A 1,510-nucleotide genomic window follows, 5' to 3' on the forward strand; every position below is an offset into this window, starting at 1 on the left:
CAATTAGTGGCTTATATTGTGCCAAAATATCCATCCATTGATCCTGCAAAATTGCGGAGTTTTCTTAAACAGAAATTACCAGATTATATGATTCCAGCTTTCTTTGTACAGCTTCAAGAATTGCCCTTAATGAGCAGTGGAAAAATTGATCGTAACGCTTTACCCGCACCCACCGAAAGTCAGTATCAAAAAACGATGATTACACCCCGAACAGCTACGGAAAAAATTGTTGCTGAGATTTGGCAAGATGTTTTAGGGTTAAAGCAAATTAGTATTTTCGATAATTTCTTTGACTTAGGTGGTCATTCTTTAAAAGCTGCCCAAGTGATTTCTCGACTGCGAGAACAATTAGCTATTAATATTCCTTTAAACTATCTTTTTTCAGAACCGACGGTAGCAGGATTATCCTCTAATTTAGACTTGAATTTATCTGATACAATTGAGAGTGATCAAATCCCAGATTGGCAAGTCGAAATTGCCCTAGATCCCACCATTCAACCGCCGAATATTCTGACTTTCTTTCCTCAGAAACCTGCTGATATTTTGCTAACAGGAGCTACGGGTTTTCTCGGAATTCATTTATTAGCTGAATTGTTGGACAAAACAGAAGCTAATATTCATTGTTTAATTCGAGACAAAAGTTTAGAACAAGCTCAAGCGAAAATTTACCAGAAATTAAAAACCTTTCAATTATGGGATGAACAGAAAAGCTCTCGTATTATTCCTGTTATTGGTGATTTATCCCAAAAACGTTTAGGAATGTGTGAACCTGATTTTCTGGAATTAGCCAATCAAATTGATGTGATTTATCATAATGGAGCTTGGGTTAATGCAATTTATCCCTATTCAATACTGAAACCCACTAATGTTTTAGGAACAGCAGAAATCTTGAGATTAGCCTGCTTAATTAAAACCAAACCTGTCCATTTTGTCTCGACGATTTCTGTTTTTTCCCCCAGTTATGCTCAAGGAAACTTAATTCAAGAATCTGATCCCCTGGGTATAAATCATGGACTCAATGCCGGTTATACTCAAAGTAAATGGGTCGCTGAAAAATTAATCATGGAAGCTGGAAAACGGGGACTTCCGATGACAATTTTCAGAGCATCTCGAATTATTGGACATAGTAAAACTGGAATTTGTAATAGAGAAGATTTGTTTTGTCGTATGATTAAAGGCTGTATTCAATTAGGAATGATTCCTGATTTTGGCGATAGTACAGAAGACCTCACTCCTGTGGATTATGTGAGTGGTGCAATTATACATTTAGCCAGTCAAGAAAGCTCTTTAGGGAAAGCATTTCATTTGTTGAATTCTCACCCAACCTTAAATCGTGACTTATTTGATTGTGTTCGGGAAATGGGTTATCCGTTGCAGTTGGTTTCTTTTGAAAAATGGCGATCACATTTAACAGAACAATGTAAAATTAATACAGATAATGCTTTATCTCCGGTGTTAGATAATTTTTCAGATGAAAATTTATCCGCAGGTTATCCCCCCCAGTTTGATG

At 36.4% G+C, this 1,510-nt stretch carries 1 protein-coding gene; it reads left to right on the top strand.

Features of this window, described 5'->3' with window-relative positions; all coding sequences use genetic code 11:
* Positions 1 to 1,510, top strand: a 1,510-nt coding sequence (locus PX636_RS11680; RefSeq protein WP_288117287.1) for an SDR family oxidoreductase, incomplete at both ends; no start/stop codon positions are given.

Origin of the sequence: Microcystis sp. M53598_WE2 (assembly GCF_030067735.1) — a bacterium.
Taxonomy (GTDB): Bacteria; Cyanobacteriota; Cyanobacteriia; order Cyanobacteriales; family Microcystaceae; genus Microcystis; species Microcystis aeruginosa.